Here is a 21,563-nt window from a genome sequence, read left to right on the forward strand (position 1 = left end):
ATGCCAACAAAGAGGCGTGTGGTCGTCACTGGCGCAGGAGTGATTTGCGCCAGCGGCATCGGAACCGACAAGGTATGGGAGCGTTGCCTGGCCGGCGACAACTCCATCGGAGAGATAACCCGTTTTGACACCCGGCCATACAGTTGCAAGGCAGCCGGTGAGATCCAAGATTTCCGGCCAGCGGATTATCTCCAGCCACAAATCATCCAGCAGACAGACAGGTCTGCCCATCTGGGAATGGCGGCCTGTCAACTGGCCGCCGAAGAGGCGGGGCTCGCGCTGAAGGACGAAGACCCGAACCAGGTGGGAATGTATTTTTCCAATCTGGTGGGCGGCATGGACTTTGCTGAGCCCGAATTGTATGCGCAAACCTATATGGGCCCCAGCCGGGTCAACGCGTACCAGGCCATTGCATGGTTCTACGCGGCCGCGCAGGGACAGTGGAGCATCAAGACAGGAATCAAAGGCCATGCCAAGACGGTGGTTGCGGACCGCACGGGCGGTTTGCAAAGCATCGGACTGGCTGCATACGCCATCCAGAAGGGACATTGCCAGGTCTCTTTTGCCGGAGGCTTTGAGGCACCGATAGTCCCCTACGCGTTCCTGATGTACGGAACCACTGGACTACTTTCAAAAGACACCACCGATCCGGCGCGGGCCTATCGTCCATTTCATCGCCGCCGGAGCGGATTGGTGCTGGGCGAAGGTAGCGGCATCCTTATTCTTGAGGACCTGGAGCACGCCTTGGCACGCAAAGCAAAGATATATGCCGAGATCCCCGGATTCTCGGTGGCGATGGACGCGCCGCAAGATGCTGCGGGCGCCGGGCTTGCCCGTTGCTTTACGGAGGCGTTGGCCAGTTCAGGACTGAAGCCGGAAGACATTGACCATATCAGTGCCGAAGGGGCGGGCACCATCGCTGATGACAGTGCAGAGGCCTTCGCGATCCGCGCGGTTTTTGACGGTGCGAGGAAGAACCTTTCCATCAGCTCGCCGAAATCGATGTTCGGTCATACGCTGGCCGCCGCGGGGGCCATTGATGTGGCCCTGGCGTGCCGGATGATGCAATCCAATGCCGTAATCCCCACGATCAACCTGGACGAGCCTGATCCGGAATTGGGACCCGCGAACTTCAGCCGATCTGTGGAAGAGAAGCCCCTCGATGCCGTAATGTGCAGCACACGTGGGGTCGGCGGGCTGAATGCGGCACTGGTTCTTCGCAAGTACGTTCAATAGGGGCGACTCCATGGCGGAACAGAATCTGGCACTCAACTTTCGTTCCCTCTATCCGAGGCTTCTGAGCTTCGGTATTGGTTATGGCGATCTGGAACGGATCACCAGCCGCGTCAACGACTGGACCTCATTTGCCCGCGCCATGGCCGATCTGGGAGAGCACTGGGAAGCTTCGGGGGACAAATCGTACAAATCAGGTTCCCTGGAAACTCCTCGGCAGCAGTGGCTGCGCGCCGCCGCTCACTATCACTACGCACAGTTGCGGCTCCATGATTCGCTGCTGAAGGAAAGCCTGCGCCGGGCATGCAGGCAGGCATATGCCAAGTATGCGCCGCTCGCGGACCCTCCGGTGATCCGCTGTGAAGTACCGTTTCAGGGCATGAACCTTCCTGGCTATCTGCGGGTCAGAAGACCGGGAGGGTCGTGTGTGATCCTGATCGGTGGGCTGGATTCCGCGAAAGAAGTAGAGCTGCACCATTTTGCCGAGGTTTTCCTGAACCGGTGCTGCTCGGTGTTCTATTTCGACGGTCCAGGGCAGGGCGAGCTGTATGGACGTTCGTCCATGACCGTGGGATTCGAAAAAGCGGTTGCCAGTGTGATCCAGTTCCTTACTTTCGATCAGCGCGTTCAGGCGGGCGGAATCGGCTGTTTTGGCGTGAGCTTTGGCGGATACCTGGCATGCCTTTCCAGCGCCGCCAATCCTCGCGTAAGCGCCTGCATCAGCATCGGAGGATTTCACGATAACAGGATCCTGCCGAAGCTGCCGCCCGTTGCCGCCGCTACCGTCAAAAACGCTTTTGGCTTGGCCACGGATGCCAATCTGAGCGAGATCAATCCTTATGTGGACCTGGAGGCGCAGAGCGGGGAGATGACGGCGCCCTTGCTGATTGTGCACGGCACGGCCGACCACCTAGTGGACTTAGACCAGATTGAGGCGATGAAGGCATGGGCCCGGGGGCCGGTTGAAACCATGGTGCTGGAAGGATCAGAACACGTATGTTCGGACCGTTTCAATGAATGCCTGCCACACATGGGCGACTGGATGACGACATGGTTGCTGCACAAAAATAAATCTGTGGCTGTGATCTGATGAATATCGCCGGCAAAAAATTCATTGACCTGAGTCTTTCCATCGAAGACTCGGCAAGTGAGGTCATACCGGTCCAGCTTCGCTACTTTACACATCGAGAAGGGGCCGAGCAGATGGGGGGTATCTTTGGCCTCAATGCGGACGACCTTCCAGACAAACTGGGCTGGGCCGGAGAAGAAGTGCGGCTGATCACTCATGCGGGGACGCACATGGACGCCCCCTGGCATTATGGGCCGATATCAGAGGACCGCCCGGCACGCACCATCGATGAAGTTCCCCTGGAGTGGTGCTATGGCCATGGCATTGTGCTTGACTTCACGGAATTGGAGGAAGGAGCGGAAATTTCCGTCGAGCATCTGAAAGACGCCCTACGCAAAATTGACTATCGTCTGCAGCCGGGCGACATCGTGCTGTTGCAGACTGGGGCGGCGCGATGGTGGGGTGACAAGTCTTATCCGGAGCGAGGCGTTGGCCTGGGACGCGAAGCAACCTTGTGGCTGGTGGAACAGGGAGTGAGGATAATCGGGACCGATAGCTGGGGCTTGGACCGGCCCTTCAGTTATATGCGAAACGAATTTCAACGGACGAAGGACATGAATTGCATCTGGCCTTCGCATTATGCGGGACGTTTGCAGGAATATTGCCAGATTGAAAAACTCACGAATCTGGATATGCTGCCGCCTTTCGGTTTTACCGTAATGTGTTTTCCGATCAAAGTTACAAAAGCGAGCGCCGGCTGGACACGCGTTGTAGCGATGTTCAAGGACTGAGCGCCGGGATGGATAAATATGAATAACCCGGAAAATCAGCTGACCCTGATCAATGTTTTTCCCGTTGAACCGGACAAACAGGAGAGATTGATCGAAATTCTAAGCCAGGCAGCAACAGAGACCATGCGGCAGCAGCCCGGCTTTGTTGCGGCGCGCGTGTATCGCGGAATCGCGGGCAACTACGTGGCCAATTTCGTCCAGTGGCGCTCACGAGAAGATTTCAACCGCATGTGGCAGCAACCTGCGGCGCAGCAGCATGTGGCGGAAGTGCATACGGTGGCCCGCGGTAATCCCCAACTCTTTGAACTGTCCAATGTCATCGAGGGGCTTTCCCAGGAAATGGCTGCCGGCAATGGCGCGCAATTGCATCCTCTACTCGCGGCGGAGCATGACATCGTTATCTCCAAACCCTGGAAGCAGTGTTTTGAGCTTTGCGCCGACCTGAACCGCTGGCCTGAATTCATGCCGGCCGTGCACAAAGCCAGAATCCTGCGCGAAAGCCATGGCGACCAGGAAATCGAGCTCACGGCCAACTTTGGCAATGACGTTGTGAGCTGGCGCTCCCGGCGGGAGATCCTGCCCGAAGCAAAAACCATCCGGTTCTGGAGCCTGACGCCGCGCGCTCCCATCAAGGCGCTTGCCGGCACATGGTTTTTTGAACCGGAAGGAAGAAGAAAGACCAGAGTACGCGTGGCGCACAAATTCGAACTCGCGGATCTTGCGCAAGAAGATGCGGTACGGGCGCGGATCTCGCAGAACATGATCGGTGACCTGACTGGAATGAAGAACTACATGGAGAAGAAGATATGACGTTAACTGGAAAAAAGGCGATCGTGACGGGAGGCGCGCGCGGGATAGGACGCGCCATTGCTCTGGCCTTCCTGGGTGAAGGCGCTTCAGTGTTTATCACCGGACAGACGGAAGAGAGCGTCGGAAAGGGGATCGAGGAAATCAAGGCCGAATTTCTGAAAGGCCAGCATGGCAATGGAGTCCATATCCACGGAGCGGTTCTTGATGTGCGCGACCAAGCCTCAGTGGACAAATGCCTGGATACCGCCATGGAGCAGATGGGCGAGATCAACATCCTGGTAAACAATGCCGGACGCGGCGGGGGCGGGCCTACAGTGAGCACCCCAGAAAAAGTCTGGTTCGATGTGATCGAGGTCAATCTGAACGGCACCTACCGGATGACCCGGTCCGTGCTGGCCCGATCGGGAATGCTCAAGCAGAACTGGGGACGCATCATTAATATGGCCTCTACCGGCGGCAAACAGGGAGTGCAGTTGGCGGCGGCCTATACGGCGTCAAAACATGGGGTGGTGGGCTTCTCAAAGTCCCTGGGACTTGAGCTGGCAAAAAGCGGTGTCACGGTCAACGCCATCTGTCCCGGGTTCGTTGAGACCGATCTGGCCAAGACCGCGCGCGACAACTATGCCCGCATCTGGGGCGTGGATTCTGAAGAAGTATTGCGTCGGTTTGAAGCCCGGATTCCTATCGGCCGTTATGTGCAGCCCAATGAGATAGCGCCCCTGGCGGTCATGCTGGCTTCGAACAATTCCGCCGCTATCACTGCCCAGGCGATCAATGTCTGTGGTGGGCTGGGCAACTACTAAAGACCCGATGCTGGGCGCTGAGGCCTGTTCCAGCAAGCGCACCGGTGAGCCGCGGGCAGCGATTGTTGCAAGTATGGAAATGATTGTTAAGAAAGTTGGATACAAACCGTTCTTTCGCGTCGGATATTCCGCGGCCGGTCACTTGGCCTGCCGTCCACAAACTGAGTTGGAAGGCGCACTGTTCCAGACTCGCGCCAGAAAGGACACACCAATGAAGCTGAAAAGAGCGGTTAAAAGTGTTCCAGGTCTAACGCTGTTGCTCGCATTGCTGGCATGCTTTTCACTATCTTCCTGGGCCAAAGCCGCAGTTCAGGACGATGATAGCGGTCAGTCGCAGGATAGCAGGGTCTATGTTCTGACGAACCAGGCCCCGGTAAACACAGTTGCTGTGCTGCATCGGGCCGCAGACGGCACGTTGACGAGGTTACAAGAAGTCTTGACCGGCGGAAGCGGCAGCGGCCCCGGTCCTCGGCCTCCCCAATTTCCTCCCGGGCCAGGACCTGATCCTCTCAATTCCGCGGACGCGATCACCCTTACGGAAGATGGCAGGTTCCTGCTCGCGGCGAATCCCAGAAGCAATGATCTCTCCGTTCTGGCGGTTACGCAGGAAGGGCTGCAACTGGTGGACAAAGCGTCAACGCAGGGGATCTTCCCGGTAAGCGTCGCCACGAGACATGGCTTGGTCTACGTGGTCAACCAGGGACAAAGCCCTACCAATTCCGTTTTGGGCGAGGCCAGCATTACGGGCTTCTTTCTGTCCCATGACGGCAAGCTGAGTGCTATTCCGGGATCCACCCGTACGATCGGAAGTCCTGGCGCCGCTCCAGGCAAGGTAGCCATCACACCTGATGGCGACTTGCTGATCGTGGCCGAAACGATTGCCAATTTCATCGACGTTTTCCATCTTCAGGACGATGGACGCACGGGAGCGCTTAGCCGCTTTCCTTCCAATAACCGGACACCCCTGGCGATTGCATTCACGCATCATCGCATCATGGCCATAACCGAAGGTGACATGCAGTCCGCGCAGACTGGGACCCCCGGCGGCTCCAGCACCTCGACTTACCGCATTACGGATGACGACACGCTGGAACCGATCAGCAAAGCGGTGCCCAATTTCCAGACATCAAACTGCTGGATCCGGTTTACCCCAGACGGACGTTTTGCCTATACCGGGAACACCGGAAGCGGAAGCGTATCTTCTTATAGTGTGTCGCCGGCAGGGGAACTCACCCTGTTGGCGGCGGTCGCAGCCGATACCGGAGGCTTTGCTAGTGTTCCCATCGATCTGGATATCAGCCGCGACGGCAAATTCCTATACGTCATTGCTTCATTTATCGGCACGGTTGAGGGATACAGGATCGAGAAAGATGGGGCCCTGACCCATGTATCAGACGTAAGTGGGTTTCCTATCAGCATGCAGGGTATTGTCGCCCGCTAACCGCCGGCATGCTGTTCGGAGGGGACGGAGTCAGGGGCCGTCCCCTTAGCCTAAGGGTAGTTTCGCCAGATGTTTGGATGTAGTTAGCAAGAATTTCCGGATTTTCACGGGAATTAAAGTTTTTTCGACCGGTTTGTCACAATTTACGATCTTAGCGGTCTTAGAACTAACCAGTCTTGGAAAATAACGGCTGGGTCAGATTATTGATCAGGAACATGCAAAGAATGGCATCCGCAACCACAAGTATTGGTGTACCTTTAACCGGAATGCGCACTGATCAGCGTCTGGATACATTCCTCCAGTACCGACCGTTGTTACTCTCGATTGCCTATCGCATGCTGGGAAGCATGTCTGACGCGGAAGATATGCTACAGGAGAGTTTTTTACGGTGGCAGCAATCTGCAGAGGCTGATATTCGCTGTCCCAAGGCATTTCTGGTAACTGTGATCACCCGCCTGTGCATTAATCAACTCCAATCAGCCCGCGTGCAGCGCGAGCAATATTTCGGGGAATGGCTTCCGGAGCCCGTGGTGTCCACCCCGGAGAGCGATCCTTCCATGCTGCCCCAAATGGACGAATCCCTCTCGATAGCATTTCTGGTGATTCTAGAGCGGTTGTCTCCGGTGGAGCGCGCCGTATTCCTCCTGCGCGAGGTTTTCGACTACGAATATTTCGAAATCGCGCGCGTTGTAAGCCAGACCGAGGTGAACTGCCGGCAGATTTTCCGCAGGGCCAGACTGCACATCAAGGAAATCCGTCCCCGCTTTGATGCTTCCCCAACGCAGAAAGAGAAGCTGGTACGGGAGTTCATGGCCGCAACCTCGCGCGGTGACATTGAGGGCCTGCTGAAGTTCTTTGCCCAGGACATCATTATTCATACCGACGGAGGCGGAAAGGCCTCGGCAACGGTAAATCCGGTGTACGGCGCTTTGAATGCCACACGCTTGGTTGTTTACGGCAATAAAAAATTCAGGCCAGAGGCAGCGGTAGTCAAGTTTGCAATGGTCAACGGCCAGCCTGGCATTGTTACATATTTAGATGGACGAGCTGAGACGGTCCTGGCTCTTGATATATTGGGTGGGCAAATCCGCAAGGTTTATATCCTGCGCAACCCCGACAAGCTGCAGACTGTGCCGCATTCCATTGATGCCTGAAGAAGAGGCCTTCGGCCACCCTGCAACGTTATGATGCCTCTTTCATTTTTCGGAAATTCAAAATATCTTTCTGATTTGTCACAAGATGTCCCTGGCGACGGTCATAACCTAAAAGGTGCACAGGCTGGATTTTTGCGGGGCAAATATGTTCATTCTAAGATAGGCCCCGATGCCACCTTTCTCGCGCAGCTTAGAAATGCATATCTTCCAGGAATACTGGAATGACAAAACGCTGTTCACGGAATTTAAAGACTAAGGCTGGGGGAATCGAAGAAAATTCGTCTGCCGAATTCGTGCAGGTGTTTGATCACTATCGTCCACTACTTTATTCTATTGCCTATACCATCCTGGGGACTGCCTCCGATGCGCAGGCGATGATAAATGAAACGCTTCACCTCTGGTTGCAGAAGCCGGACCATAGCACCGGAACCGCCCGTAGCTTCCTTGTGACTACGCTGGCTGCCCTTTGTGTTGACCGCTTGCAGAGCCCGGCGGAAGCGCCACCTTCCTCTACACAGGCGGTAGAGATGAAAGATTGTTCCTTGTTCGATGGTTCGCCCGCCAGCTCCATTTTTCTTACATTTATCATGATGTTGAACCGGCTGACGCCAACCGAACGCATCGTTTTTCTGTTGCGGACGATTTTCAGATATGAATATTCTCAGATTGCCCAGGCCCTCGGTAAGGACGAGGCGGAGTGCCGTAAAATCGCGAAGCGTGTAAAAGCATATATCACCCACAATCATTTCAATTTCGACCAGTCGCTCTCATTGTCACAAATCTGATGCTTGGGTTGTCTTTCAGAAAGGTAACTGCCCAACCAGACACATACGGGAAATCAAAAAAGGGCGGGTTCTATCCGCTATTCCAAACAGAGTAAACCATGAAATTAAGACATGCGCGAATTGTCACAAAAGATGTTCAAGCTTTGGCCCGTTTTTATCAGGAAGTGACCGGGATCGCGCCGGAAGGCAGCAGCGACTATCTGGAATTCCGGACACCCGAAGGAGCATTTGCCATTTCAAGCCAGCAAAAAATGGAAGAGCATGGCGCAAAAGCCACCACGCCGGGCGCCACCGTTCCATGGTATTGGATTTTGAAGTGGAGGATGTGAATAAAGAGCGCGAACGGCTCAGCCGGATTGTACGCGAAATAGTGCTTGAACCAAAAGACCAGCCATGGGGAAACCGCTCAATGTTATTCCGCGATCCTGATGGAAACCTGGTGAATTTTTTCACGCCGCGCCGCAATGCGAACGTCATCACGGAACTTGAGCACACCAAGGTGTAATATCTGCCGCACCATGGCGGCGGCCAAAGAAAATACGTTTACCGGCATGCGCAAACAAAAACGGAAAAGTAAGCCTATTGATCCGGAGCCGGGCGTAAATGCGCATTCATATGATTAAAAGGAGCTGAAAATGGATAGTTCTAACGCTTCGGTTGGCAAAGGCCGCCGTATCGCAGGCCTGGTGCTGATCTGTCTGGGATCGATCGTGCTGATTGGCAGCGCCGGCGCAAAACTTGCGCACGTGCCGAAGGTGGTGAATGAGCTGGGCGCGATGGGGTTTGACGGCGAGCGGCTCACGATGATCGCTGTCACCGAAATCGCAAGCGCTTTGTTATTTCTCTTCCCGTTTACTCGCTCCATCGGCCTGCTGCTGGTCTCAGCTTACATGGGAGGCGCCATTGCCACTCACGTTCAGCATGGCCAGCCCTTCATTCAGCCTGCCATGATCCTGGCCATTATCTGGGCCGGCGCCTGGCTGCGCCATCCTCAAGTCTTGTGGAGTATGAATCAGGCTTCCACACCTTCATACTCCGCTCTGCAACCGCAAGCGGGGAAAGTCGGCAATTAGCATTTTTCCGCACCTTCCCCAAGATGCAGTCAGCGCGGTGATCCCGGGGAAATTTCATATTCTTCTACACATCATTCGGGAGATCCGTTATCAGCCCAAAGGTAACGGATTCTGTTTTTCCACGACACGGACAATTTAGAAAGCCGGGATCGCTTGCAACCTCCTTCATCGCCTATGGTCCCCCAGGCGAGTGAAGCGAATCCTTTTCCCCAAGCCTTCGTCTTGGAACAACCAAAGTTTACTCGGATGATCGAACCGACTTCCTCATGAAATCACTGTCTCTTTCATGGAGATTACCGCCTTTCTCTTTCATCTGCGATTCTCGCAGTCTCGTGATCGGGGATCGATTGAACGAATTGGGTCACATAACGATTGGGACTACATGAAAGATGAGGGAAGGGAAGCCAACTCAATCTACATCAAAATTGGAAATGAAAAGGGATGGGCGATCGTGGAAGATCAGGGAATCGGACAGGTAGTTTTCCTGCCTTGGTTAACCCATCTTTGCTGTTTTGCGGGCAATAAAAAGAGGGACAGAGCTGCATCTGTCCCTCAGGGTTCATTTGATGGTTTTAGTGGGCCACAACACCTTCTGTAGTAAACGGAACACCTGTGGTTTTGCTGACCAGTGTGAGGGAACCATCAACGCCAATCCGGTACACCTGGATATTAGCAACATTGATGGGCAGGGGAATGCGAGGCACGCCATTCAGACCGTCCAGAGCGGCGGCAACGTAAAGGAATTTGCCATCAGCCGTAATGTCGGCATCGATGGGCAGGCTGAACGGACCTCCGGTATCAACCGTGACCGCGTTGACCAGTGAAAGGCTTCCATCAGCGGCAAGCCTGAACGTTGAGATGGAACCGCTGCCGGCATTGATGGCAAATGCAAACTGACCGTCCGGAGTGAAACGTATCCAGCAGGCCGCGGTTTCACCGCTGAGAACCGCTTTACTGACCGGTACAAGGGTACCGTCATCGGCCATGCGATAAGACGACATGCTGGTACCCTGATCTACGGCCAGGCGGCGCGAAGTATCGTTTGTTTCCACAAGCGCCAGAATGTTCCCGCGGGTAAATTCTGCGCCGAAAGGCGTACGGCTGTTCGCGGGCATTCTGATTTCGTCCACCGGGCGGCCGTCATTTCCCATACGGAATACATCCACCGCATTTCCATTCAGCTCCGTCATGACCAGGATCTGGCCGTTGGGACTGAACACGATGTCGGCGGCGCTGGCGTCTGCTGGCCCTGCGGTCCTTCTGGAACCGGGAATCGGATGCAGGGCGCCATCTCCATTCAGGCGGAAGCCGGCAATCGTCGGGAACGCGCCGGGGAATTCATCGGGTGTCTGGCCGGCGTTGGCGACATACACGAGACCGCCGTGCTCAGTCACGCTGACCGGGAAGCTGCCGTTGGAAGGAACCTTATCGACCAGGATCAATCCAGCGGCGTTGATTGCCAGAACAGAGAGATCATTACTGCCTGCGTTCACTGCGATCAGGAACCGGCCGTCCTGGGTTTTGATGAGCGCATCCTGAGAATCCAATGGAATCGGCCCGGGGAAAGGCGGTAATGGCGGAGGGAGCTCGCCGGCTCCGCTCCCCAAACCGCCGGTGGAGACTTCCTGAACAAATGTCAGTGCACCATCATCGGCGCGATCATACACAAGCACGGTGTTGCCCGTGCCCAGGTTTGACATGACATAAACCCTGTTGGGAATTGTCGTATTCCCTGCATCATGGACCACGGCCTGGACGCTCAGAGAAAAAACGGAAATGAACATGGCCACACCCACCATCAGCCTATTTTGAATGGCTCGTAACGAGTACATTTTCCTCTCACTTTCTTTACTGGGAAAGACCCAGCGGCTTTGATATGTCTTTCATCAAAAGCAGAATGCTTGCATTTCTGCTTTGTAGAGATGGCGACGTAATGCCGGTTTCTTTTAGCGGACGACGATTCCCTGCATACTGAATGGGAGATCGCCGACCGTGGCCACCGGAGTCAAAGTTCCATCGCTTTCAATCCTGAATCCCTGAATGCGTCCTGCATTCGCGGGGGCGGGCAGAATGGGCGGCGAATTGGCGATCAAGCCGAAAGGAGTGATCGCATAGATGAACCGGCCGTCCGGAGTAACGTCCAGATCAAGAGGAGCGCTGAAAGCTCCACCGCTGTTGGCGAACCCGGCAAGAGAAAGCGCGCCATTCACCTCTACCTTATAAATCGAGATAGTGCCGCTGCCGGTGTCGCCGGTGTAGGCGAACCCTCCATCACGGCTGAAGCGCACCCAGCAGCTTCCTGTTCTATTGCTGGGAACGGCATTGCTGATGGTCTGAAGCGAGCCGCCGGACAGCTTGTAGCTCGACATGGTCGAAGCATTCTGGACGCCCATGCGGCGGCCATTCACGGTAATGACATCGATTTCGGTTACGACCAGAGTGTTATCGTCCCTGAAAGTCGCCCCAAAGGGAGTTGGATTGTTGGAAGTGATGCTCGTCTTGCTGTCCGAGGTTCCGTCCGCGGAAACGTGGAATACATCGAGCTTGTTGGTGAACATCTCCGTCACGACGAGGGTGTCACCACTCGGGCTGAACAGGATGTCGGAAGTGCCGGTATCGACACCGATGGTCCTGCTTGAGTTTGCAATCGAATTTAACTCACCGCGGGAACTCAGCCGGAAGCCGGCGATGTTGGCGGTTCCACCCACCGTTTGGTCGGGGCTCTCGCCCTCATTCAAGGCATATACCAAGCCCCTGTGTTCGGCGATGCTTACCGGAAAAACGCCGCCGCTTGAGACCTTGGAGACCAGCCGCAGACCGGTTTCAGTCACTACGAAGGAGGATATTTCGTTGCTGCCCGCGTTGACCGCCAACAGAAAACGGCCGTCCGCTGTCATCACCATTGCGTCCTGCGACTGCAGCGGATCCGGCCCCGGATTGGCCGGTAGAGGCGAAGGCAATACGCCCACGCCGCTGCCCTGGCCTCCGGTGGAAACCTCCTGCAGACGTGTGAGTGAGCCATCATTAGCGCGGCGATAAACTACAACCACGTTGGCGTCGCTCGCATTCGTCATTACATAGACTCTGCCGCTTCCGGCGACAGTGTCTTCCAAGGCAACAGCTCGGCCCGCCGGCGAAATAAAACCTGCTATAACAACCATCAAGGCCAAGGCTGCCCGAACAAACGTTATTGCTTTCATGTTCTCTCCTTTTTATTAACTTTCGGGCCAATGAAAAGCCCGCAATGTCAGCCTGTCTGCTTGCAACATGCGAAAGAATGTATCGAGCAGAGAGGGCATTAGGGTGGACGTTCCATGCGTGAGGCAAGTGCCCCACGGCTTCCTGTTTCCCACCACCATGTGCGCAAATGGGCCCAGGGCTGGAGCAGCACGCAGCCATGGCGCTGGCGCTCATTCCCGCACCGTATCCAACCATCAGCCTCAGGCCGCATGCTCTCTGGAGTCATTTGCGCGAACTGTGCGCGCAGCGGAAATACAACATTCATTGCGGATGATGCGCATCTGGACACATTCGCCGTGAAAAGGGCAAAAGAAGAAGAGGACGAGGCCCGAGTCTCTCGATTGGGATTCGGCGACTACCATGATTTGAAATGGCATGCTCTGTCTCGCGTGATGGACCATGGTCCATGCCGGGCAAATCCGTACGAATCAACCCAGCGGCAAAGCCCTGGCGGCCTCCTTCAATTTTTCACGACGCGAGAAAAGCTTCCGAACTATTGCCTAGCAGCTGAGTTTCGCCTGCGGGATGGAACCAGTCATTCAAAGACTTGAAGTGACTCCGCTATCATCCTGGGAACATGGACAGTAAAGTGTCTGGAAATGACCAGATTTCAGACTTCTTAAAATTTTCAGCCTTCTCAAAAAAGGGATGAACGCGTCCAGCGGGAATTTTGCCATTTACTACTGCCTGTAGAAGCTCGCAAAAAGCTGATAATTCACTCTTGAAAATGTCACAAATACATCTTTTCGGCAGTCTTAACAATGAAGAACTGAAAAAATCGGGTTCCATAGCGGAAATGTGGTTCTCTCTGCCCTTCCGTTCGGTGTAGTGATTTGGAAGTGGCTGGATATAGATGACAGCGAGCCCGGCGGATGCTGGCTCGACATAGCGCAAAAAAACAGGAGATTGAATGGTTACCACGGCACGTAACTACCCTGGAGAATCTGCGTCAAGATCCGGGAATGTCGCAATCTGGGTGAGCCGATTTCCTCTCGTCGCCGCCACGGCCATCTTTACTGCGATCAGTACAAGGTTCCTCCTCGATCCCGTACATTCGGCGGCGGCAAGAGGCATTGTCTTCAGTTCGAATGGGGGCATCACTGTGGCCCGAGTAGGTTTTGGAGCATTTCCTCTGGCCTTTGCCGTCATCCTCCTGACTTGTTTGGTTTCCCGGCGGAGGATATTGCTCGGCATTTACATGGTTTTAACCATTGATGCTCTTGCCCTTGTCGTAAGGAGCATTGGTATGGTGCTTGATAATTCTGTAAAGGAAAACATCCCTGTCCTGGCACCGGAAATTGTGCTGTTGATCGTTTCTGTGATTGCTCTCAATGTCGAATTGCGGCGGCGCAAGAAAGAAATGGAACCCGTACCTGCGGCCTGAACAAAATTAGAAGCGATTTCCGCAGCGGCTCTGTGCGCGATAAAGGGACGGACTGATGTTTGCTGTCCTTTAGAGTGATCGTTAGACTGATGTAATGAAGTCCTTGCCAAATCCAGCAGCAGAGCAGGGAGGACACGCAGAACGAAAACTTAAGAGTCCTTCGCTGCAGCAGGAAGTTGTGATTGAGATATTGCGAACGGCGGCATATGTACGGCGGTTCGGTATGCATGTCTTTGAACAGCATGACATTACAAACCAGCAATACAACGTGCTTCGTATTTTACGGGGCGCTGATCCAGGAGGGCTTCCGACGTTGGATATTGCCGAGCGCATGATCGAGCAAACGCCGGGAATAACGAGGTTGCTTGACAGGCTTGAGATGAAGAAGCTTGTTCGTCGCGAACGTCCGTCGGACGACCGGCGGCAAGTGCTCTGTTATATCACTCCGGTCGGCCTCACCCTGCTCCGTGAACTTGACGCTCCATTGAAAGAGCAGGCCAGCCAGGCGGTGCGCTCGCTCGCTCCGCCCGAACTCAATGGACTTATCCGCCTGCTAAAGCTTATAAGGAGCAGCACCTAAAATTTCCCCAATTTTTTTCTTCAAATGAATGACTAGTCAATAAATGACCGTACATGTACTTAGCCAACCTGATAAGGGGGACTTTTATGAGTTTATTTGCCAGCCTGCCGAACCGGCGCGATCTGCAAGACCAGATTCAGAAATCGATAACCGGTGTCCTATCTCCTCTTCCTCGCCCGGAATGGCTTCCGGAAAGTGTTTGGCCGTTCCAGACGGCTTCCCTCAAATTTGAAGGCTGCAGGCTGGCCGTGACCGATGTCGGCAAAGGGCCGGTCCTGCTGTTCGTGCATACCGGAATGTGGTCTTTTATATGGCGCGATGTCATCCTGCGCCTCTCTTCCGAATTTCGTTGCGTCTGCTTTGACGCGCCGGGAACCGGGCAAAGTGAACGCCTAACGGTAGACAGCATCAGCCTGGAACGGGCCTCGCGGGCAGCCACGGCGGTCATTTGTGAGCTTGGTCTTCGTGATATTGTCCTTGTCTTCCACGATTTGGGCGGACTCTCCGGAATCGCCGGCGCGGCGCGCACTCCTGAGAGAATCCGGGCACTCTGCGCCGTAAATGCTTTTGCCTGGAGACCTTCTGGCATCTCCTTTCTCGCCATGCTCACCATGATGGGCAGCACATTGATGCGCGAATTCGATGTGTTGACGCAGTTTGCTCCCCACATCACCAAGAGTTCCTTCGGCGTTGGACGCAATTTGGATGAACCCAGCCGGCAAGCGTTTTTCAGAGGCATAGGGCGTCAGGGCATTCGTGCCTTCCATTCCTACATGCGTGATGCCCGTAAATCGGAGACGATCTATGACCAGGTGGAACATGCGCTTGCCGGTCCATTTAAGCGGCTTCCGCTGACCACAATTTTCGGCGAAAACAACGATCCGCTAGGGTTCCAGCCGCGCTGGAAACAACTTTACCCTGATGCGCGCCAGATAGTTGTTGCCAAAGGCAATCACTTCCCCATGTGCGATGCCCCGGACCTTGTAGCGGGCTCCATTCGTAAGCTCTACCGTGATCGCGTCGAGCCCGCATTGAAAGCGTAAATGGATAATTTTGATGGAGACGCGGGTCACCCATCAGTAGGGAAAAGATGATTAATCCTCAAATCAGTTCGTCGGATGTTCATCCAAGGCAACGGGTCGTAGTGCTCGACACCGAGATAAGTTATGTCGACACCGGAAAGGGAGACCCGATTGTATTTCTGCATGGAAACCCCACATCTTCTTACCTGTGGCGAAACGTCATCCCTTATCTTAGCGACATGGGACGCTGCCTGGCGCCCGACATGGTGGGGATGGGAAAATCCGGGAAGTCGCCGGGCAAGGCGTACCGGTTTCTTGATCATGCCCATTACCTCGATGCCTGGTTTGAGGCGTTGAATGTGACAAGCAATGTGACCCTGGTGATGCATGATTGGGGCTCCGCAGTTGGGTTCCACAGAACCGCGCGTTATCCCGACCAGATCAAGGCTATCGCGTATATGGAAGCCATCGCCATGCCCCGCGATTGGGACGACTTCCGCGAGGCTGCTCCGCTTTTTCGGGCTCTGCGCTCGGAAAAGGGCGAGCAGATGGTGCTCGACGGAAATTTCTTTGTGGAAACCATCCTGCCCCGCGGCATGTTCCGTAAATTGACCGACGAGGAGATGGCCGCCTACCGCGCCCCGTTCCGCGAAAGAGAGGACAGGTTGCCGACGCTGGTTTGGCCGCGCCAGATCCCCATCCAGGGCGAACCCGCCGATGTTCACGCCATCGTCGAGAGCTACGGCAAGGCGATGTCGCAAAGCCAGATACCCAAGCTCTTCATCGCCGGCGACCCCGGAGCCATCGTTCGCGGACGCACCCTTGAATTCTGCCGCACCTGGCCCAACCAGCGCGAAGTCACGGTCAAAGGCGTGCACTTCCTGCAAGAAGATTCTCCGCAGGAGATCGGAACTGCCTTGCGGGAATTCCTGCAAACCCTGGCTCAGCGTTGACGATGTGAGTTGGGTTGCGAAAAAATTCTTCTTGGGCGAAATTGCATCAGGGCGAGGCTTCAGCAGGGGCCGTAAGAGTTCGCAGGCTGCTGAAAAGCCTTTGTACCGGCCGGTTGTATCAGGCGCGGCAAAATAAGGAGTTTCCCGGAGCGGCCCGATGGGCTGCTCCGATGGGTAAGTGTCTGCAAATGCTTTGATGTCGAAATTAATGGCCGCAGCGAGAGATAGTGCGGCACGGAGCAAGATTTGGCATGGTAAGTGGATCGAGTGCGGTCAGGAGAACGGCTGAAGATCCCGTCTCCGCGGCGGCCGACATCCCGCAGAATGCCCTTACGAGTCCTGGCGCCAGTGTGGGCGCAGGCTTTGAATCCGGTTGCCGCCGGATTCAAAGCCCTTCCCAGGAGAGTTACTTGCGTTCACTGCTCTCCGACAACAACACTAGGTATGCATTTTTGAAAGCATGCCTAGCGCGCTACAACACCAACGGCCGAGAGAGGAAGTCCGTCGACCCTGGTGACTGGCGTCAGGGACCCATCCTCGCCGATGCGATAGCCCATAACAGCGGCGGCATTGGACGGGATGGGGAGAAAAAAAGTATTGCCCAGTGCTGCCATTGGGGTTACTACGTACAGGAATTTGCCATCCGGCGTAATGTCCTCATCGATAGGCTCACTGAATGTGCCTCCGGTAAGAGCTGCGGTGGATTGAAGCAGTGTTATCTCTCCATTGGGCGAAACGGTGAACGAGGACATGGCGCCGCTGCCTTTGCCAGAGACAAATGCAAAGCGTCCGTCCGGCGTAAACCGGATGTAAGAAGACACCGTCTGCAAGGTTCCCACCGACAGGCTGATCGGCGTCATGGTCCCATCTTTGGGATTGAATTGATAAGTAGACACACTCGCGCCGTTCGGCACGCCCGCGCGTTGTCCATTGATGAATTTGGCATTGGCTTCAGTAACGGCCAGGATATGGTCATGGGTGAAAGCCGCCCCAAAAGGAGCAGGAACGTTGGCCACATAATTTCTTACATCCTGCGTGGTGCCATCCCCGTTCACTTGCAGCACATGAATAAAGGTTTCCGCGAACTTATCGGTAATGAACAGCCAGTTGCCGTCCGGGCTGAAAAGCAGTTCGGCCGGCTGCGCATCGGGACTGCCGGTAATCCGGAAAGAATTGGGAATGGGTGTCAGATGGCCATTCTGGTCGATGAAGTATCCAGTCATGCTGGGCACTTTTCCAAGCTCGTCCGCGGAAAGCTCACCTTCATTGATTACATAAACCAGCTTCCCATGTTGAGCGATACTTACCGGAACATCGCCCCCGGAAGGAGCTCTGTCCACCAGTTCCAGACCATCATTTGTAACTGCAAGAACGGAAATGTCATTGCTGCCCGCATTGACGGTGAGCAGGAAGCGGCCATTCTCGGTCAAAACCAGGTTATCTTGGGTCGTAAGAGGATTTCCTGCCGGGATTCCGATCGGGAAGGGCGCGGGAAGTTCGCCAGGGCCGCTGCCCAATCCGCCCGTGGAGACCTCTGCGATCAGGCTCAAATCTCCTTCAGCGGTTCGATGGTATACGAGGATAGTATTGCCGTCGGCACGATTGGCCATCACATAAACTCGCTGCTGGTTGAGCAGTGTTTGGCCATAGGCATGGCCATTCTCCGCAATCACCAGCAACAGAACAATTGCGGCAAGTGGTCCGGAAATGCTTCTAAGTACCTTCATAGTTTACCTTCTCTCTTTCTGCAGCCTTGTTACATGCGGCCGCGTGCATGATTTGTGTTCAGGAGTCGTCAGATCCATCCCAAGACGATCCGCTCTACGCGAGGTATGACCGATGCAAAAGAGCACTATGAAAGGTCCAAAGTCATTAGAGGTAATTCATTAAAATCTATTTATGTGGGACAGCCTTTCACCCCCTTTTGTGACCAAATTGGGAAAAAAATTCCCAAAAAGGAACTAGGTTCCCGTTTTGGGAAATAAACGCAATGTTTTTCACATCTCTGACCGCCGCCGAATAATCTTTTGCACACGAACCCGAAGCCGATGAAGTCCAGCGGCATGGAGCAGATCAAGGTCTTTTACGCGAATTCCTCCAGGCTGATCCCCGCAAAGAAACAGACGACATGGCTGAGGCCAAACAGGCTGGAATTTCCAAGAGCACGCTGAAGAGGGCAAAAGCACAGTTAACCGTTAAAAGCGGGAAATGCAGAATGCAGGGCGGCTCGGTGTGGGTCCTGTCCGAAGCGGCCCGCGTGTGACCAATAGATTCAACACAGAATATTGGCCTTCCGGCAAGTCTCGGCCTTCTTCAGCGAACTTCGGCGGATTAAGCATCCGCTGCGGTGGCTGCATGTGCCGCGCTAAATCGATAGCCAGACGCCATCGCGAGAAACTGGCTGTTCGGCAGGTTTTGGAGGGGGATCGAAATTGTAATGCTCGGTTGCCGACCACCCTCGCGCGCAACGAATTGAGGCCGGCCAATTCATCGGCAATATTCGTCTTGCCCAGTTGAAAGGCCCAGGCGCGCCGTTGGATTTGTAGCTGGACCAAATAACTCTGACAACTCCTGATGGCTGACCTCAGGGACTTTTGAAACCTTGGCAAACCTTTTTTCGAACTCCCCATTGTTAGAAAATTTAACCGTGTCGACTAGCAGCCTCGATTCCCGGATTACCATGCATCTCCGGCAACATATTTATTTTGTTGTGTATACGTGCTTATTGCCTGGGTATCCCCGGCAACGCAGAGGAAAACAATTTACATCAGGGTATAAAGCCCGTTAAAGTACAAACGACCCGCAATTAGGAAAGAATTTGTGCTGAACCTGGGGCAATACAAAGTTGAAAAAACCGCCCCCTGTTCTAAGCAATGATCACCGGTTTGTTTGGCCTAGTCTGGGCACATCTCGCGCAACCTGGTCATTGATGCGGTTCTTAACCGATTGCAGGTAGCAGCCACAATGGCTGTGGGACTCCTTATTTACTCCAGATTTCTGTGAATGTGCCGGGAGCGCTCCGAAAGGGAAGCTTGTCCCGTCCGCAATTACATTCATAAATCCGTGGGGTTGGTAGGCAGTTTCCGGTCTTTATCCGTGACCATATCGCGAGGTGAGCAAATTTGATGAAACGTTCTTCGTCCCCTTCCGGCAAAGCACGAATCCTTCTGGTCAATTACGACGCTGCGATTACACAGCTCCTGGAGAGCGCGCACTATCAATTGGAGACTGTTTCAGGCCAGGAGGCCATGCAACGGACCGAAGGCGGGTTGCAGTTTGACTTGGTTCTGCTCCATCTGGATGAACACAACCTTTGCGGCCTGGAAATGATTGAAGTCTGGCGGTGCGTGAGTCCGAACCTGGAGATTGTCGTGGTTTCCCAAGTTAACGACGTGGGCATAGTGGTGCGGGCAATGCGCCTGGGGGCGCTCGATTACATCGTCGGGCCGCGCGAAGGGCAGGACTTTCTTGAGGAAATAGAGCGGCTACTATCGGGTCGCACACAAACCCTGGACGATCCCGATGTCGGCGACGAATCCTGCGAGCGTTTTGAACACGTGGAAAATGACATCTCTTTTCTGGCGGTGAGTCCGGCCATGCGCAAGATCCGCGCCCAGGTGGCGCAGGTGGCCAAGGTGGATATCCCCGTTCTTTTGCTGGGAGAGAGTGGTGTGGGTAAAGAAGTACTGACGCGGTTGATTCATAAGCTATCCCGGCGGTCAGGCAAGTCGATTGTCAAAGTCAATTGCGCGGCGCTGCCGGCAGACTTGTTGGAGAGTGAACTCTTTGGTTACGAGCCTGGCGCCTTCACCGGAGCCAACCGTTCTAAACCTGGCACGCTGGAACTTTGTGACAAAGGCACTGTTTTTCTGGATGAGATCGGAGAAATGAGCCCCACGGTGCAAGCTAAACTCTTGCATGTATTACAAGATGGCAAATTTTCACGGTTGGGAGGCCGATCGACGTTGAGTTCTAATTTCCGGGTGCTGGCCGCAACCAACATCAATGTGAAAGAAGCCATCAGCGCCCGGGCGTTCCGTGAAGACCTGTATTATCGGTTGAACGCCTTCACCATCAATGTTCCGCCATTGCGTGAGCGGAGTGAAGAGATTCCAATCCTGGTAAAACACTTCATGCAGCAGTTTTCAGAAAAATATGATTGTTCGCCGGCTGCCTGCTCACCCAACTTGATTCGGGCATGCTTGCGCTACCCCTGGCCGGGTAACCTGCGCGAGCTGGGCAATTTTATCAAGCGATACATGGTGCTTCAGGACGAAGCTGTTGCCATTGCGGAACTTGAAGAGCAGCAAAGTTCCGCTGGAATCGGCATGGAGTTTACCGATGAAGACTGTTTGATCAGCGCCCGCGGGCTAAAGTCAATGGTGCAGGATTTGAAGGAGAGAGCAGAACCAAAAATCATTGAACGCGTCTTGATTGCGACCAAATGGAATTGCAAAGCCGCTGCAAAGCAACTGAAGATCAGCTATAAAGCATTGCTCTACAAGATGAAGCAGTATCATGTCCTCCCTCCAGGGGTCACCGGCCCCGGGTTGCGCAACGCGCAAGGGTAGAGTGTTTAATATCCCAAGCGCATCGAGGGAGCCCTATCGCAAGAAGCTTTGAAGAAAATCTCAATTGCCAAGGCGAAAGCGGGAAGCTTGAAGCTTAAAGCTTAAACGAGAAATCTAGAAACCTCCTTCGTTCGACTGCACACGGTCATACCTCATAATATGTTCAAAACTTCCTGTCTGACTTCCTCCAACTGCGACTAGATGGCGAACTTGAACATCTTCTGATTTTGAATGGCTCGACAGAAGAGCCGAGGAACTTGATTCCGCTCAGATCGTGGAAAATGAATTCCAATCGTTGCAAAATTCTATCTAGAGAAAATTTCCTGCAAACACAAAGTGCGCCATCCTGGTTCGCGTAACTAACACCGGAGACGCCATACCGGGTCCCGGCCAATTCTTTTTGTGGCGCACGAATCAATCCGCCTGCTTTGCCTAAGCCCCATTGGAAATCGAGTTCCACTCAATCTCTGGAAGACGGTTTCCATTCGCCTGTTAATAGCAACTGCCTGTTGCCAAACAACCGATGACGACGGCCCTGCAAGCTACAGAAAACGGGGCAGAAAGCGACGATCCGCCGAGCGCGCGCTTCAAGTGGAGGGAGCTTTGTTGCGTGGCCGGAGAAATGCTTTAACTCTGACCAGTTCATTGCTGAAG

The 21,563-nt window shown here is 54.4% G+C and carries 18 protein-coding genes and 1 pseudogene; 16 read left to right on the forward strand and 3 right to left on the reverse strand.

The window, feature by feature from the left end; genetic code table 11:
* The 10 genes and pseudogenes from LAO76_11555 to LAO76_11600 all read left to right on the forward strand — a co-directional run bounded on the left by LAO76_11555 (nt 1) and on the right by LAO76_11600 (nt 9,159).
* Nucleotides 1-1,236 carry a beta-ketoacyl-[acyl-carrier-protein] synthase family protein gene (locus LAO76_11555; protein MBZ5491557.1) on the forward strand — a complete coding sequence of 412 codons (1,236 nt, stop codon included), beginning with the start codon at nt 1-3 and terminating at the stop codon, nt 1,234-1,236.
* A gap of 10 nt (nt 1,237-1,246) precedes the next feature.
* Nucleotides 1,247-2,323 carry a prolyl oligopeptidase family serine peptidase gene (locus LAO76_11560; GenBank protein MBZ5491558.1) on the forward strand — a complete coding sequence of 359 codons (1,077 nt, stop codon included), beginning with the start codon at nt 1,247-1,249 and terminating at the stop codon, nt 2,321-2,323.
* Nucleotides 2,323-3,093: a cyclase family protein gene (locus tag LAO76_11565; protein MBZ5491559.1), complete on the forward strand. Its 771-nt coding sequence runs from the start codon at nt 2,323-2,325 to the stop codon at nt 3,091-3,093. Before LAO76_11560 ends, LAO76_11565 begins: the two co-directional genes overlap by 1 nt.
* An 18-nt stretch (nt 3,094-3,111) precedes the next feature.
* Complete coding sequence (locus LAO76_11570; protein MBZ5491560.1) at nt 3,112-3,903, forward strand: antibiotic biosynthesis monooxygenase; 792 nt, start codon at nt 3,112-3,114, stop codon at nt 3,901-3,903.
* Nucleotides 3,900-4,706: an SDR family oxidoreductase gene (locus LAO76_11575; protein ID MBZ5491561.1), complete on the forward strand. Its 807-nt coding sequence runs from the start codon at nt 3,900-3,902 to the stop codon at nt 4,704-4,706. The genes LAO76_11570 and LAO76_11575 overlap by 4 nt, the downstream gene beginning before the upstream one ends.
* On the forward strand, nt 4,678-6,147 hold the full coding sequence (locus LAO76_11580) for a beta-propeller fold lactonase family protein (protein MBZ5491562.1): 1,470 nt from the start codon (nt 4,678-4,680) through the stop codon (nt 6,145-6,147). The genes LAO76_11575 and LAO76_11580 overlap by 29 nt, the downstream gene beginning before the upstream one ends.
* A gap of 215 nt (nt 6,148-6,362) precedes the next feature.
* Nucleotides 6,363-7,301: an RNA polymerase sigma-70 factor gene (locus LAO76_11585; GenBank protein MBZ5491563.1), complete on the forward strand. Its 939-nt coding sequence runs from the start codon at nt 6,363-6,365 to the stop codon at nt 7,299-7,301.
* 299 nt (nt 7,302-7,600) lie between these two features.
* Nucleotides 7,601-8,086, forward strand: a complete 486-nt coding sequence (locus LAO76_11590; protein MBZ5491564.1) for a hypothetical protein — start codon at nt 7,601-7,603, stop codon at nt 8,084-8,086.
* 98 nt (nt 8,087-8,184) lie between these two features.
* Nucleotides 8,185-8,591 (forward strand): annotated as a pseudogene (locus tag LAO76_11595) (VOC family protein).
* Between the two features lie 130 nt (nt 8,592-8,721).
* Complete coding sequence (locus tag LAO76_11600) at nt 8,722-9,159, forward strand: DoxX family protein (GenBank protein MBZ5491565.1); 438 nt, start codon at nt 8,722-8,724, stop codon at nt 9,157-9,159.
* 572 nt (nt 9,160-9,731) lie between these two features.
* Here LAO76_11600 and LAO76_11605 read toward each other — a convergent pair.
* Together LAO76_11605 and LAO76_11610 are read right to left on the reverse strand one after the other, a co-directional pair.
* The gene (locus tag LAO76_11605; GenBank protein MBZ5491566.1) at nt 9,732-10,991 is read right to left on the reverse strand and encodes a lactonase family protein; all 1,260 of its coding nucleotides are present in this window, start codon (nt 10,989-10,991) and stop codon (nt 9,732-9,734) included.
* Nucleotides 10,992-11,105: 114 nt separating this feature from the next.
* Nucleotides 11,106-12,359, reverse strand: coding sequence for a lactonase family protein (locus LAO76_11610; GenBank protein ID MBZ5491567.1), 1,254 nt, complete (start codon nt 12,357-12,359; stop codon nt 11,106-11,108).
* Nucleotides 12,360-12,526: 167 nt separating this feature from the next.
* On the opposite strand from LAO76_11610, the gene LAO76_11615 reads away from it, so the two are divergent.
* From LAO76_11615 to LAO76_11635, 5 genes are all read left to right on the forward strand, one after another.
* Entirely contained in the window at nt 12,527-12,673 is a 147-nt protein-coding gene (locus LAO76_11615) for a hypothetical protein (GenBank protein MBZ5491568.1), read from the forward strand.
* Nucleotides 12,674-13,309: 636 nt separating this feature from the next.
* Nucleotides 13,310-13,783, forward strand: a complete 474-nt coding sequence (locus LAO76_11620) for a hypothetical protein (GenBank protein MBZ5491569.1) — start codon at nt 13,310-13,312, stop codon at nt 13,781-13,783.
* 94 nt (nt 13,784-13,877) lie between these two features.
* Complete coding sequence (locus tag LAO76_11625; protein ID MBZ5491570.1) at nt 13,878-14,363, forward strand: MarR family transcriptional regulator; 486 nt, start codon at nt 13,878-13,880, stop codon at nt 14,361-14,363.
* Nucleotides 14,364-14,449: 86 nt separating this feature from the next.
* Complete coding sequence (locus LAO76_11630; GenBank protein ID MBZ5491571.1) at nt 14,450-15,406, forward strand: alpha/beta hydrolase; 957 nt, start codon at nt 14,450-14,452, stop codon at nt 15,404-15,406.
* Nucleotides 15,407-15,453: 47 nt separating this feature from the next.
* Nucleotides 15,454-16,338, forward strand: a complete 885-nt coding sequence (locus LAO76_11635) for a haloalkane dehalogenase (protein ID MBZ5491572.1) — start codon at nt 15,454-15,456, stop codon at nt 16,336-16,338.
* A gap of 464 nt (nt 16,339-16,802) precedes the next feature.
* Here the strand turns inward: LAO76_11635 and LAO76_11640 are convergent, their stop codons facing one another.
* Nucleotides 16,803-18,065: a lactonase family protein gene (locus LAO76_11640; protein ID MBZ5491573.1), complete on the reverse strand. Its 1,263-nt coding sequence runs from the start codon at nt 18,063-18,065 to the stop codon at nt 16,803-16,805.
* Between the two features lie 1,398 nt (nt 18,066-19,463).
* Between LAO76_11640 and LAO76_11645 the strand changes: the two genes are divergently transcribed.
* Nucleotides 19,464-20,909: a sigma-54 dependent transcriptional regulator gene (locus LAO76_11645; GenBank protein MBZ5491574.1), complete on the forward strand. Its 1,446-nt coding sequence runs from the start codon at nt 19,464-19,466 to the stop codon at nt 20,907-20,909.
* Nucleotides 20,910-21,563: the final 654 nt, after the last annotated feature.

Source organism: Terriglobia bacterium (genome assembly GCA_020072645.1).
Lineage (GTDB): Bacteria > Acidobacteriota > Terriglobia > Terriglobales > Acidobacteriaceae > Angelobacter.